This is a genomic window from Thermoflexus sp. (assembly GCF_042408815.1).
Taxonomy (GTDB): Bacteria; Chloroflexota; Anaerolineae; order Thermoflexales; family Thermoflexaceae; genus Thermoflexus.
This window is the reverse complement of the sequence record NZ_JBHOQR010000003.1, coordinates 92,360-105,352: the sequence shown is the minus strand read 5'-3', so window position 1 is coordinate 105,352 and position 12,993 is coordinate 92,360. Positions and strand designations below refer to the sequence as shown.

The 12,993-nt window shown below is 65.0% G+C and carries 10 protein-coding genes; 1 reads left to right on the top strand and 9 read right to left on the bottom strand.

The window, feature by feature from the left end; translation table 11 throughout:
* The first annotated feature begins 139 nt into the window (after window positions 1–139).
* Window positions 140–2,365 (top strand): polyribonucleotide nucleotidyltransferase, encoded by a 2,226-nt coding sequence (locus ACFMO3_RS02280; protein ID WP_376788815.1) that lies wholly within the window; start codon window positions 140–142, stop codon window positions 2,363–2,365.
* Window positions 2,366–2,437: 72 nt separating this feature from the next.
* Here ACFMO3_RS02280 and ACFMO3_RS02275 read toward each other — a convergent pair whose 3' ends face one another.
* The 9 genes from ACFMO3_RS02275 to ACFMO3_RS02235 form a co-directional block, all read right to left on the bottom strand.
* Window positions 2,438–3,328, bottom strand: a complete 891-nt coding sequence (locus ACFMO3_RS02275) for a 2-hydroxy-3-oxopropionate reductase (protein ID WP_376788814.1) — start codon at window positions 3,326–3,328, stop codon at window positions 2,438–2,440.
* A 109-nt stretch (window positions 3,329–3,437) separates the two neighbouring features.
* Complete coding sequence (gene iolO / locus ACFMO3_RS02270; RefSeq protein WP_376788813.1) at window positions 3,438–4,361, bottom strand: 5-keto-L-gluconate epimerase; 924 nt, start codon at window positions 4,359–4,361, stop codon at window positions 3,438–3,440.
* Window positions 4,342–5,163 carry an SDR family oxidoreductase gene (locus ACFMO3_RS02265; protein ID WP_376788812.1) on the bottom strand — a complete coding sequence of 274 codons (822 nt, stop codon included), beginning with the start codon at window positions 5,161–5,163 and terminating at the stop codon, window positions 4,342–4,344. The genes iolO and ACFMO3_RS02265 overlap by 20 nt, the downstream gene beginning before the upstream one ends.
* Window positions 5,164–5,232: 69 nt before the next feature.
* On the bottom strand, window positions 5,233–6,648 hold the full coding sequence (gene gndA, locus ACFMO3_RS02260; RefSeq protein WP_376788811.1) for an NADP-dependent phosphogluconate dehydrogenase: 1,416 nt from the start codon (window positions 6,646–6,648) through the stop codon (window positions 5,233–5,235).
* Between the two features lie 145 nt (window positions 6,649–6,793).
* Window positions 6,794–8,281, bottom strand: coding sequence for a gluconokinase (locus ACFMO3_RS02255; protein ID WP_376788810.1), 1,488 nt, complete (start codon window positions 8,279–8,281; stop codon window positions 6,794–6,796).
* A 27-nt stretch (window positions 8,282–8,308) separates the two neighbouring features.
* Entirely contained in the window at window positions 8,309–9,319 is a 1,011-nt protein-coding gene (locus tag ACFMO3_RS02250) for a D-isomer specific 2-hydroxyacid dehydrogenase family protein (RefSeq protein WP_376788809.1), read from the bottom strand.
* Between the two features lie 97 nt (window positions 9,320–9,416).
* Window positions 9,417–10,844 carry a tagaturonate epimerase family protein gene (locus ACFMO3_RS02245; RefSeq protein ID WP_376788808.1) on the bottom strand — a complete coding sequence of 476 codons (1,428 nt, stop codon included), beginning with the start codon at window positions 10,842–10,844 and terminating at the stop codon, window positions 9,417–9,419.
* Between the two features lie 70 nt (window positions 10,845–10,914).
* On the bottom strand, window positions 10,915–11,889 hold the full coding sequence (gene iolN, locus ACFMO3_RS02240) for a 3-dehydro-scyllo-inosose hydrolase (protein ID WP_376788807.1): 975 nt from the start codon (window positions 11,887–11,889) through the stop codon (window positions 10,915–10,917).
* Between the two features lie 73 nt (window positions 11,890–11,962).
* The gene (locus ACFMO3_RS02235; protein WP_376788806.1) at window positions 11,963–12,988 is read right to left on the bottom strand and encodes an alcohol dehydrogenase catalytic domain-containing protein; all 1,026 of its coding nucleotides are present in this window, start codon (window positions 12,986–12,988) and stop codon (window positions 11,963–11,965) included.
* Between the last annotated feature and the right edge of the window lie 5 nt (window positions 12,989–12,993).

Here is a 12,993-nt window from a genome sequence, read left to right as displayed (position 1 = left end):
TGGGAGGGTGTAGAGCGCCGCGCAGGGCATCTTTAGCGCCCTGCGCAGCTTCCCAATTGGAGAAAAGGCCTTATTGCCTTCTGAATGGAAGCCAAACAGCGCAAGTCCTAATCCTTTGTCCGAGGGAGTGAGACGAAACGTGAGGCGAGAAAAGCATGTTTTCAAAACAGTTGTAGGCGATAAAGAGATTACAATTGAAACGGGCTACTTCGCCTGGCAGGCCAACGGGGCCGTGATCGTCCGGATCGGAGACACGATGATCCTGGCCACGGCCACGATGGCGAAGGAGCCGCGAGAGGGCATCGATTTCTTCCCCCTAAGCGTGGATTTCGAGGAACGGCTCTACGCCGCCGGCCGGATCCCCGGCAGTTTCCAGCGCCGAGAAGGCAAGCCCTCCGAGAACGCCATCCTCACCGCCCGCTTGGTGGATCGACCCCTCCGCCCGCTGTTCCCGAAAGATCTCCGCAACGACGTCCAGATCATCCTGACCAGCCTCTCCGCCGATCCCGAATATCACCTGGATATCCCTTCCATTATCGCTGCCTCCGCGGCCCTGACCATCTCAGATATCCCCTGGTCCGGGCCCATCGGCGCCGTCCGAGTGGGATACATCGATGGGCAATTGGTGATCAACCCGACGGTCAGCCAGATGGAACACAGCCGGCTGGACCTGCGCCTCGCGGGGACAGCGGATGCGGTGATCATGGTGGAGGCAGGAGCGAATGAGATCCCGGAGGACCTGATGGTGGAGGCGATCCGGTTGGGCCATGAGGCCATGCAGCCGCTGATCGCTCTCCAGGAGGAGATGCGGGCGGCGATCGGCAAGCCCAAGGCTCCCTACCGCTCCTTCGCCATCTCGGAAGAGGTCCGCCAGGCGGTCCGTGCCCGTCTCGATCATCAGATCGTCGAGATCCTGGACACCTACTTTGATAAAGACCGGAGGAATGAGGCGCTGGACGAGCTGGAGGAGGAAATCTTACATGCGCTCTCGGAGTATGAGCAGGCCCAGGTAAAGGAAAGCTTCCACGAGGCGCTGCGGGAGGAGGTTCGCCGCCGAATCCTGGAGGAGGGACGCCGGCCGGACGGACGAGGGCCGAAGGACATCCGGCCGATCTGGTGCGAGGTCGATGTGGCGCCCCGCGCCCATGGCTCTGCTATCTTCACCCGTGGCGATACCCAGGTCCTCTCTGTGGCCACCCTGGCCACGCTGGCGGAGCAACAGGAGCTGGACACCCTCGCCCCGGAGGAGACCAAGCGCTATATCCATCACTACAACTTCCCGCCGTTCTCCACTGGCGAGGTTCGAGTGCTCCGCGGCGCCTCACGGCGGGAGATCGGCCACGGGGCCCTGGCCGAACGGGCGCTGCTCCCAGTGATCCCGCCAGAAGAGGAATTCCCCTACACTATCCGGGTGGTGAGCGAGGTTCTCTCCTCTAACGGATCCACCTCCATGGCCAGCGTGTGCGGCTCCACCCTGGCCCTGATGGACGCCGGCGTGCCGATCCGCAAGCCGGTATCCGGTGTGGCCATGGGCTTGGTAACAGCCGATGAGACCTGGCAGAAATACGTGATCCTCACCGACATCCAGGGAATGGAAGACCACCTGGGCGATATGGACTTCAAAGTGGCCGGCACGGCGGATGGGATCACCGCCCTGCAAATGGATGTGAAGATCCGGGGGCTGCCTTATCACGTGCTGGCCGAGGCGCTGCACCAGGCCCGCGAGGCTCGCCTCTATATCTTGGAGAAGATGCTGGAGGTCCTGCCCGCGCCTCGACCTGAGCTCAAGCCGCACGCCCCGCGGATCTTCACTGTCCACATCCCGGTGGAGAAAATCGGCGCCTTGATCGGCCCGGGTGGCAAGACCATCCGCAAGATCCAGGAGGAGACGAACACTCAGATCGATATCGAGGAGGATGGGACCGTTCATATCGCTGCCACCAGCCTGGCAGACGCCGAAAGCGCCCGTCTGAAGATCGAAGCCTACGCCGAGGAGCCTCAGGTGGGCAAGATCTACCTGGGGAAAGTTATCCGGATCACCGACTTCGGGGCCTTTGTGGAGATCCTGCCCGGCGAAGTGGGAATGGTTCACATCTCTCAGATCGCCGATCAGAAGGTGAACCGCATCGAGGACGTGGTGCGGGTGGGAGACCAGATCCTGGTGATGGTCACCCACATCGATGAGGACGGCAAAATCCGCCTCTCCCGCCAGGCGGTCTTGGAGGGGCTCTCAGTGGAAGAGGCACAACAGCGAGACCGCCTGCTTTCCAGCAAGGCGGCGCCCAAAGGCAAAGGCAAGCCAGGTGAGGAACGCCCCCTGGCCGGCCGAGTGAAAATCGTGAAGCGGATATCCGGCGGGCGTTGAGCCGAGAGACCGGCAGGGGCCCTCTTTCGGAGGGCTTTCAGGGCCGGGGTGTCCGCCCCGGCCCTGACCTTTTTATATCGGGCGCACTTCTGTTTGAGCCCACTCCTCAAACAGCGTCACCAGGGCGGAGTGATCCAGCTCCCCCTGCCCCCGCGTGACCAGGGCCCCTAACCATTCGTGGATCAGGGCCGTGAGGGGAAGGCTGGCCCCGACCGCGCGGCCCAGCCCCAGGGCGATCCGAAGATCCTTATGGTGCAGGCGGATCCGGAACCCCGGTCGAAAGTTTCGCTCCAGGATCCGCTGGCCGTGAACTTCCAGGACGCGGCTGCTGGCGAAGCCTCCAAGAAGCGCCTGGCGCACCCTTGCCGGATCCACACCCGCTTTGGCCGCCAGGGCCAGCGCCTCGCTGACGGCAGCGATGGTGAGCGCTACCACAATCTGATTGGCCGCCTTGGCGACTTGGCCCGCGCCCGGGCCGCCCATATGGATGATATTCCGGCCCATCGCCTGGAGGATCGGAAGACAACGCTCGAAGACCGATACGTCCCCCCCGACCATGATGGAAAGCGTCCCCTGGATCGCCCCGATTTCCCCTCCCGAGACCGGAGCGTCCAGCATGGCGATTCCCCGCTCCGCCGCCTGGGCGGCGAGGCGCCGCGCGGCGATCGGGTCGATGGTGCTCATGTCGATCACGATCAGCCCGGGTCGTCCGCCCTCGAAGACCCCGTTGGGCCCGGCCAGCACCTGCTCCACATCTGGGGTATCGGGAAGCATCGTGATCACCACATCGCTGCATTGCGCGACCTCTTTCGGGGAGCCCGCCGCCTCTGCCCCTTCCGCGGCCAGCTCTTCCACCGGTGCGCGGCTGCGGTTGTAAACCACCAGCGGGTATCCGGCCTTCATGAGATTGCGGGCCATGGGCTTGCCCATCACACCCAGGCCGATGAAACCGATGCGTTCCATGCCAGCCTCCCATGCGGAGAGATCCAGCAGGCCTCGGATCCGCCCTGGGCTCTTTGAACTGCGTTGAAGGCCGTGCTTGCCCGAGCACAGATCCGCGCCGAAGGCTGCTTCAGGCTCCAAGGGTGTCGGAGGATCCCGATGCAAATCCGCCGGCCGTGGGAGGGAGCGTGAGACGACAGCGCGACGGAGGGCCCGGTTCGGCGCGATACGCCGCCCATCGGGCGACCTGCGCCATCGCCTCCTCCAGCGAAGGCCGAGGCAGCACCTCGGCGGAGAGCCACCCCCGGTAGCCCACCTCTCGAAGCGCCTTCAGGACAGACTCAAAATCCAGATGCCCCCACCCGGGCGCCCACCGGTTGGAGTCCGCGATATGCACATGGAGCAGTCGCTCCCCCGCGCGCGCGATGGCCCTCTCCAGGGAAGCCTCCTCTATGTTGGCGTGGAACGTGTCCAGCAGCACTCCCACCTGGGATCGCCCCACCCGCTCGATCATAGCCAGCGCCTCCTCCACCGTGTTCAATAGGTCCGTTTCGTAGCGGTTTAAAGGCTCCAGCGCCAGTCGAACGGAGTAGGCGGCGGCCCGGTCCGCCAGGCGGGCGATGGCTTCGCTCAGCCATTCGAGCGCCTGGGCTCGATCGACACCCGCCATCAGGCGCCCGCGGATCAATCCGATGATCACCAGGCTTCCCCATTCCGCCGCCAGCTCCAGGTGGGCTTCCAGCCGGGCGAGGGCGGCCCGGCGCACAACGGCATCCGAATGGGTGAGGGATAACCCTTCCTCGACCCACGCCTGACCGGTGCCAATGGCCGGGACCCGCAGTCCATAGCGTTCCAGGAGGGCCCGTAACTTTGAAGCCGGGACGGTCGCCGGATCCCGGATGGCCAGTTCCACACCGGCGTATCCCAGCGCTCGCAGCTGCGCCAGGGTGGGCTCCAGGTCCTCGATGGCGGCAGCGGCTTCGAAGCGAGTAGGTTGCCAGGAAAGCACAAACGCCAGCGGCCATCCCATCCCTTCAAACCCCTGCGTACGCATTGAATCCCCCGTCGATCGGCACCACCACCCCGGTCACAAAGGCGCTGGCCGGAGAAGCCAGCCAGATCACCGTGCCGATCAGATCCTCTGGATCCCCGAACCGGCCCATGGGCGTATGGTCCAGGATCGCCCGGCCTCGAGGGGTCAGGTTTCCATGCTCATCCAGGAGCAGATATCGATTCTGCCGGGTGAGGAAGAACCCCGGGGCGATGGCGTTCACCCGGATCTTCGGGGAGTATTCCTGGGCCAGATGCACCGCCAGCCACTGGGTGAAATTGCTCACCGCCGCCTTGGCCGCGGCATATCCCACCACGCGGGTTAAGGGGCGGAAGGCCGCCATGGAGGAGATGTTGATGATGACCCCCTCGCCCGCCTCGACCATCTGTCGGGCGAAGACCTGGCTGGGGAGGATCGCCCCACCGAAGAGGTTGAGGGCCACCACTTTCTCCAGGGCCTCCAGGGGCAGATCGAAGAACGATCGTTCCGGCCCGACAGTGGCCTCCGGCATATTTCCCCCGGCCAGGTTAATCAGGATGCTCACCGGACCCGCCTCCTGCCGGACCCGTTCCGCGACCGCTTCGATCTCCGCCCGGTTGAGCACATCCATCCGGTAGCCGTAAGCCTCCAGGCCCTCCGCCTGCAACTCGGCCAAGCGGCCCTCCAGGGGATGGATATCGGTGAGCACCAGACGGGCTCCCGCTCGGCCCAGGCCACGAGCGATCGCGCCGGCCAAAACGCCGGCGCCCCCCGTCAGCAAGGCGACTTTCCCCTTCAGGGAAAACAAAGCTTCCAGATAGCTCATCGGATGCCTCCTGAACGCCTCGCCTTTGGAAGAGGGGCTCTTTCCCTTCCCATCCCCTGAGACACCTTCTCAATCCAGCCACTCTGTATGGAAAACGCCGGGCCGATCGACCCGCTCATAAGTATGGGCCCCGAAGGCATCCCGCTGGGCCTGGATGAGGTTGGCCGGCAACCGAGAGCGGCGCATGGCGAGCACATAATCCACAGCCGTGCTCAGCGCGGGCATCGGAATCCCCGCTTCGAAAGCCCAACGCAAGATCCGCCCGGCCGCCGGCAGGCGCTGCTGTAGCTCAGCCCGGAAGCGCGTGCTGAACAGAAGATGGGGATCCTCCGGATCCTCCCGCACGATCTCCCGCAGGAAGCCCAGCCAGCGGGCGCGGATGATGCAGCCGGCCCGCCAGACCCGCAGGACCTCCGCTCGATCTGTCCCATAGTGATAGGCCTGCGAGGCCTCTTTCAGCAGCCAGAGACCCTGCGAGAAGGCCGTCAGCAACACCAGATTCAGGGCCGCTTCCAGATCCGCCAGGATGCCTGCTGAATCAGGCTCCGAACAACGTGGATCCGGCCATGGGAAGCCAGCCCCGATTCGCTCCCGATCCGCCTTGAAATGAGAGAGGGTCCGCGCGATCACCGCCGCGGTGAGGGTAGGGGCGGGCACGCCCAGCTCCAGCGCGCTCTGGGCCGCCCACCGCCCCGTCCCTTTCTGCTCCGCGCGATCCATGATCCGCTCCACCAGCGGATCCCCGCTCTCGGGATCCCGGTAGCGCAGGACGCGGGCAGCCAGTTCCGTGAGGAAGGCATTCAACGTCCCCTCATTCCACCGCTCGAAGGTTTCTGCGATCGCTTCGACGGGCATCCCCATGGCCGTCTTCATAAAGTCGTAGACTTCAGCGATGCCCTGCATGAAAGCGTATTCGATGGCGTTATGCACCATCTTCACGTAATGACCGGCCCCGCCCCGACCCATATAGGCGCAGCAGGGGCCCTCCTCGCTCTGTGCGGCGATATCGATGAGCATCCCCTCGACCATGGCGTAGGCTTCCAGAGATCCACCCGGCATGATCGACGGGCCCAGCAAGGCCCCTTTCTCACCCCCGCTGATCCCCACCCCCAGGAACCGGATCCCATGGGCGGCCAGCTCCTGCATGCGACGTTCGGTATCCGCGTAATGGGAGTTGCCGCCATCCATCACCAGATCCCCCGGCTCCAGGAGAGGAAGCAACGCCTCGATCATCTGATCCACCGCCGACCCCGCCTGGACCATCAGCAGGATCCGTCGGGGACGTTCCAGACATCGCACGAATTCCTCCAAGGTGTAGGCAGGGACGATCGGCTCATCCCGCACACGATCCCGCAGGAACGCCTCCGTCCGCTCCCGGGTCCGGTTATAGACACACACCCGGAATCCATGCCGCGCGAAATTCAGGGCCAGGTTCTGGCCCATCACGGCCATGCCGACGATCCCGATCTCGCCACTGTTCCGCATGATCGCCTGCTCCGTGGGGGGCGAATCTTGGATGCTCATCCCATAGAGCAAGACTACCGGAAACCCCACCTATAGACGCTCCATCCGGCTGCCAAATATACCACCCACTTACACATCGGAGCTCGAGCGGAAGGCAACCCGGGCCTCACCGGAGGTCCAGGGCCTCCTGATGGCGGCGGAACGCCGCCTCCAGATCCTCCATCAAAGCCTGAAAGCGCTCGAACTGTCGCTCATATATCGGCACCCAATCCGCTACCGGTTCGTAGATCCGCACGGGCATCTCCCGGACCGCGGATAGCAGATCCGGGGCCGCGCCGATGGCGACCCGGGCCAGGACAGCGCTTCCTGCCAGAGCCGGCTCCAGAACCTCAGGGACTTCCACAGGAATCTGGAGCACGGAAGCTAGGATGCGCATCCAGAGGGCCGAGCGGGTTCCCCCGCCGCCCGCCCGAAGCCGAAATGGGGGCAAACCGCTGGCCCGCAGCGCCTCCAGGATCAATCGGAGAGCGAAGGCCACGCCTTCCATAGCGGCCCGGATCAGATGCCCTTGACTGTGATAGGTCCGCAAGCCGAAGATCACCCCGGAGGCCAGATGGCTGATCCCCGGATACCGTTCGCCGGTTAGAAAAGGAAGAAACAGAAGCTCGGTCGGCCTCCCCACGGCCTCGGCCCGAGCATCTTGCTCCGCATACTCCAGGCCCAGCAACGCCTCCCGCAACCACCGCAGGACGCCTCCCGCGTTGTTAATGGCCCCACCCGGAAACCAGCGACCTCCTGCCAGATAATACGTCTGCAAGCGCATCTGGGGAAAGCGATCCAGGATCGGGCGATCGGCGACCAGACGGATCATGGCCGTGGTCCCCAGGTTCATCGCCCCGACCCCGGACGCCGCAGCCCCCAGTCCCAGGCCCACCGCCCCTCCATCATAGACCCCGGCGATCACCTCCACGTCCGGGCGGAGGCCAAGAGCCCTGGCGGCTTCGGGACGCAGGGGACCGATCCGGGTTTCCGGAGGGACCACCTCTGGCAGGCAATCTTCCGTCAGCCCCACGAGGGAGAGGATCTCCGGATCCCATCGAAGAGTGTGCACATTCATCAGCTGCGTCGCCGTAGCCAGGGAGGGCTCCGTCAGGAACCTTCCTAGAAGATGGAAGAGGATGTAATCTTTCGCCCCCACAAACCAGCGGGCCTGGTGGAAGATCTCCGGCCGGCGAACCCGAAGCCATTCCAGCTTGGCCAGCGGATATTGAAAGAGAGGGGGGCACCCGGTCCGCTGGTAGATCCTTCCGATATCCATACGGGCCAGCAACCCCGGGAACGTCTCCTGGGGCCGGGTGTCCAGGAGGGTCATCATCCCCATCAGGGGACGACCCGCCGCATCGACCGGCATCAGGCCGAGCTGATAACCGGAAAGGACCAGCCACCGGATCTCATCCGAGGCCTCTCCAACAGCCTCCCGCACGACCTCCACCCATTGATCCCATAGGATCTCCGGGTCATGCTCTGCCCGTCCGGTCTCGTCCCGGATCAGCGGGAGCTCCCGGACGACCACCTGATAAAGCTGTCCATCCCATCCGAAGCGCCCGGCCTTCAGATGGGTGGTGCCGATATCCACGGCGAGAATCTGGGCCATCTTCGGTCCCCTCATGATCCGGGGGGATTACTTTTGAAACGCCCGGGCATGGGGAAGGACTTCGGGGTTCACCACTTCTTCCGGGATCTCCCCACGCAGCACTCGCTCCACATCGTCGATCACCTTCTCCCCCATACGCCGGAGCGTCTCGTGAGTATAGGCGGCGATGTGGGGGACGATCAGCACATTGGGGAAACGGAGAAGGGGGTGATCCGGGCCGATGGGTTCCCCTTCCACCACATCCAGGGCGGCCCCGGCCACACGCCCGGATTCCAGGGCCGCCATCAGCGCGGTCTCATCGATGAGCTCTCCCCGCGCTGTATTCACCAGGATCACCCCCGGCTTCATTGCTGCGAAGGCCTCGTGGGAGAGCATATGGAAGTTTTCCTCGGTGAGGGCCGCATGTAGCGAGATGATGTCGGCCTCCTGGAGCAGTTTCTCCAGAGCCACAGGCTCTGCCCCCACCTCTCGAATCGCTTCGGAGGGCACGCTGGGATCGAAGGCCAGAACCCGAGCGCGGAAGCCCCGCGCCAGGATCTCCCCCACCCGGCTTCCGATGTTCCCAAAGCCGATGAGCCCTACGGTCTTGCCCCGAAGCTCCCATCCGACAAAGGCTGCCCGTTCAGCCCAGCGCCCCTCCCGCACGGCGGCGGCGGCCTCCGGGATCCGACGGAGGAGGGCCAGCAGCAGGGCGACCGTCATCTCCGCCACTGCCTCTCGCTCCATCCAGGGGGTGACCCGGGTCACCAGCACCCCATGGGCGGTTGCGGAAGGAAGGTGGATGTTATCCACCCCGATGCCGTGGCGGGCGATCAGCCAGGTCTCATCCTTATGGGCGAAGAACTCGGGCCCAAACCGTGGGGTGACGCTCACAATGAGGATCTGGAAGCCGCGGAGCCCCGCCGCCAGGGACCGGCCGTCGATCGGCGTGGGGAAGTCCAACCGATGAACCTCTCCCAGGGCGGCCAGGCGCTCCAGGTGTTCCGGGAAGTGCCGACCGAAGCTGCTGGAGTTCACAATGGCGATGCGCGGTCGCACCGCGGGCGCTCTCCTCACAGAGGATGGAGGTCTGGTGTCTTCTGCCGATGCACACCCGGGCGAAGGCAGGCGATAAAACGCTCCCTTTGCCTCCAGGCTATTTCAGCAGGGCTTCCAGATGGCGCTCCAGGTTCCCCCAGACGGCGGCATGGTGTTCCCTTTCATGGCGCTCCAGGAGCTCGCGGATCGCAGCCCCTCGCTCACGCAGCAATACACCATAAGAGATGTGGAAGAGCTGTCGTACCGCGCGATCGGCCAGCGCGGCTTCCGGATGGCCGGGAAGCGCGGTGGGCAGATCCTCCGGCCGCAACGCGATGGGGTAATCCCGGCGGCTTTCCTCCAGATGCGCGCGGGCGATGGCGTAGAGCTCAGCGAAGAGCCCGGGGTGCACACGGGCGATGACCCGCACCGCCTGCAGCCACGTGGTCCCCGAGGTTTTCACATGGAAACATCCAACGGTCGCTTCCCGGAAGATGGACAGGATGCGGAACTTCTCGCTTCCGGAGTGGAGGCTCAAGCGATGGCCACCGAAGGCTCGGGCCACGGCTGCATGCAGGGTCACGGCGCGGGCAAAGCCCGTCACATCTCCCTCATAATCGACCGCCTTCTCGAAAATCCCCGGGAACCGGGGGGCCAGGCTCCAGAGAGCGACTCCTCGCCGTTGCAGATACACGGCGATGAAGGCATGGGCTTCCGGAGAGGTTTCCTCCTCCGTCTCGTCCACCGACACCTCCAAGTCGGCGTCGATCCCCTGATCGCGGAGAATCCCAGCCCAGCGAACCACGTCCTCCAGGGCCGGCGCATACCGGCAGGCCGCCTCCTGCAGGGCGGATTCCTGGAGGATCCAGGAGCCCCCCGCCGTCTCGATCCGGCGTCCGGCCAGCTCGGCAACCACGGATCGGGCGAGGGCGGGGAGCTCCTCCCAGGGGTAGGGACCTCGAGCCAGAGCCCGGCGGAGGTCGAAGGTGTAAAGGGAGTAACCGGCGGCGGCCGCCGCGCGGAGTTGCTCCTCCTCCTGCAGATGATCGGCATCCGCTCCGAAAGGACCCGTGTAGCCGGCCTCCAGTACTCCCCATGCGGCATCCAGCAGGACGGACTGGAAATCCCGGCCGGTGCGGGCCAGCTCCCGGGGCGACTGCTGGGCCAGCACGGGAAAGACCGGGTATCGTCGCATGGCCGCGATCTGAGCAGCACTCGCCATCCCCAAGCGATCCCCAGCCCCGAAGGACGCTGGCCAGTCGCAGCGCCGGGGGGTCAGCGACAGCACAGGCCGAAGCGTGAGATAGTTGTCCCAGATCCAGGGATAGAGATTCACCCGATAGCGGCCTATGGGGATCGACTCATGGAGCAGCGGGGCGATCAAGGGCGGAAATCCCGCCTCGCCTGCCCACCCTACCACCCTCCTCCCGGGACCGCGCGCGGCAAATACCCAGCCCCGTCCGGGGATCTCCCGAAGCGAGCCGGGCAGGAGCTGAAACCCGTGCTCCCGCAGCGCGTCGCTGAGCATCTCCGCATTGAGGTTCACCCATCCTCCATACAACGACCTGGGTCGGGCAGCCATCTCCCCATTTCGATCCACTCAGCGCAAGCTGCCTTCACATCGGATAATGCAGCTCATACAGGCTCCGCCAGCCAGGCTCGAAGGGCATCTTGAGATAGGGCTCCAGCATCTCCCGTTCCCGCTCGGTCACCCCCTCCAGCGGCGGCAGCTTCCCCGGTGGGAACGCCTCCAGGATGTCCCGCACCAGTTTCTCCAGGTAGTCCAGGAGCTGTTCCACCCCAGGTTTGGCCTTCTCCGCGCGGGCCAGGGTGGCCTTGCCCACCACGCCCGGCGGGTAGGCCTTGACCTCGATCGGCCGAAGGCCCACCTGGGCATACCAGGCGATGGGCTTGCGCAACAGGTTCCCCGCCTTGTCAATGTGCTCGCTGTCCGTGGGCAGGAAGCTGTAAGGCTCCGTGTCCACCGCATCCTCCATGCGGATGAACTCGGGGAACAGGGCCAGGCTCCAACTGGTCTCCACCTCATCCCCGTGAATGAAATGGGTCTCATAGGGACCGCCCTCGGCTTTCAGTTTGAAGTGCTCGGGGATGGCGTGATACCAGTTGACGTTGACGATGATCGCCGGCACTTTGTAGATCTTAGCGAAACGGTGGATGGCGATGGGGATCACGTACTCCTGTCCGTGGCCGTTCAGGATGATCTGCTTGCGGAAGCCCGCGTTCCAGAACCCGGCGATGATCGCCGTCAGCATCCCGACGAACACATCCTCAGGCACCACGATGGTCCCCGGCATTCCCATATGGTGATAAGGGTGGGAGCCAAACCACAGCGGCTGGCTGACCGTGCATCCGGTCCGCAAGGCCACCTGTTCGGCCATCCGGGTGACCAGAAAGACGTCCTCCCCATAAGGCGCGTGAGGGCCATGGGCTTCCGTGGCGCCCACCGGGATGATGATCAGGTCGTTCTGTTTCAGACGTTCCATGACCTGCTTGCCGGTCATGTTCTGGAAGTAAATTCCCGTCGGCCGATCCATATGGCCACCTTCCGGTGGGATCTGCCATTTGCTCATCGCGAGAACCTCCGCATGTTGGTGTGGGGATATCCGCCGCTCGCTCCATTCAGGAGGGCAGGATGGCCACCCCTCACCCGGGCACCATCATCACTTTCACCGCCTCTCCCCGGCGCAAATGCTCCAGCCCCTCCCCGAACCGGGACAACGGCAGGCGATGGGTGACGAGCTCCTCGGGACGGATCACCCCGCGCTCCAGCATCTGGACGGCCAGAGGGAAGGTATGGCGGCCGACATAGCTGCCCACCACCCGGATCTCCCGACGGGTGATCTCATACTGGGCGATCTCCGCCCGAGCCCGGGCGTTCATCCCGAAGAGGATCACTGTCCCCCCCGGGCGCGCCAAGCGCAGGGCAGTCCCGATCAACGATCCCACCGCATCCACCACCACATCCGCCCCAACCCCGGTGACCTCCCGAACCAGCCCCTCCAGATCCTGCTCCCGGGGGTCCACCGCCCAATCTGCCCCCGCCCGCCGTGCGAACTCCCGGCGGAACGGCGCGATGTCCGCCGCGACCACGCTCGCGGCCCCGCTGGCGCGGAGGATCTGAATGAACAGTAGCCCAACCGGCCCGCAACCCAGCACCACCGCATGCTCCCCCGGATGCAAACGGGCCTGAAGGGTTCCGCCTACCACCGTGGAAAGCACTTCGGTAAAGATCGCTCGCTCCAGGGGGACCTCCGGGGAGATCGGGAAGAGGGCCCGCGCGGGGGCCACCTCATAAGGGGCTAGGCCGCCATCCAGGAAAATCCCTAAGGTGGTGAACCGCTCGCAATGGTTGAAGAGCCCTCGCTGGCAGAAAGGGCAGACCCCGCAATACAGATTCGGCGCCACCGCCACCCGATCCCCCGGCCGCAGATGGGTCGCCGCCGGACCGACCTCCACGACCCGGCCGATCACCTCGTGGCCCAGGATCACCCCGGGGGTGGCCGGATGTCCTGGCGGCACCTCCAGGATGTGCAGATCGGTGCCGCAGATCCCGCAGGCCTCCACCTGGAGGAGGACATCATCCGGGTTGCGCAGGGAAGGGACCGGCCGCTCCTCCAGCGCCCACCGCCCTTCTCCGAGGAACACCACCGCCGGCATTCGCTCGGCCATGCCGG

What these genes read in the sequence shown, in the direction of transcription:
- ACFMO3_RS02275 (WP_376788814.1), bottom strand. Translation starts at nt 3,328, where the DNA reads ATGGAACGCATCGGTTTCATCGGCCTGGGTGTGATGGGCAAGCCCATG.
- iolO (WP_376788813.1), bottom strand. Translation starts at nt 4,361, where the DNA reads ATGCGTACGCAGGGGTTTGAAGGGATGGGATGGCCGCTGGCGTTTGTG.
- ACFMO3_RS02265 (WP_376788812.1), bottom strand. Translation starts at nt 5,163, where the DNA reads ATGAGCTATCTGGAAGCTTTGTTTTCCCTGAAGGGGAAAGTCGCCTTG.
- gndA (WP_376788811.1), bottom strand. Translation starts at nt 6,648, where the DNA reads ATGCGGAACAGTGGCGAGATCGGGATCGTCGGCATGGCCGTGATGGGC.
- ACFMO3_RS02255 (WP_376788810.1), bottom strand. Translation starts at nt 8,281, where the DNA reads ATGGCCCAGATTCTCGCCGTGGATATCGGCACCACCCATCTGAAGGCC.
- iolN (WP_376788807.1), bottom strand. Translation starts at nt 11,889, where the DNA reads ATGAGCAAATGGCAGATCCCACCGGAAGGTGGCCATATGGATCGGCCG.
- ACFMO3_RS02235 (WP_376788806.1), bottom strand. Translation starts at nt 12,988, where the DNA reads ATGGCCGAGCGAATGCCGGCGGTGGTGTTCCTCGGAGAAGGGCGGTGG.